Genomic DNA, 214 nt, shown 5'->3' with positions numbered 1-214 from the left:
GCTCGAGGTGACGCTGGGCGGCCTCGTGGTCGAGGCGGTGGAAGCGACGGTCTGGGTGGCGGTGACCGGTGCGCCGGTGCCCCTCACGGTCGACGGACGCGACGGGCCGACCGGCGCGGGGCTCGCCCTGCGCCCGGGGCGCCGGCTCGCGCCCGGCCTGCCGGCGACGGGGCTCCGCCCCTACGTCGCCGCCCGCGGCGGGTCCGGCGTCCCC

At 82.2% G+C, this 214-nt stretch carries 1 pseudogene; it reads left to right on the top strand.

Going from position 1 to position 214, the window contains the following annotated elements:
* A pseudogene (locus F0U47_RS20465) lies at positions 1-214 on the top strand (biotin-dependent carboxyltransferase family protein); the annotation flags it as partial.

The organism is Nocardioides antri, assembly GCF_008373765.1.
Classification (GTDB): domain Bacteria; phylum Actinomycetota; class Actinomycetes; order Propionibacteriales; family Nocardioidaceae; genus Nocardioides; species Nocardioides antri.
Note: the sequence above shows the minus strand (reverse complement) of the source record. Positions and strands in the feature narration are given on the sequence as shown.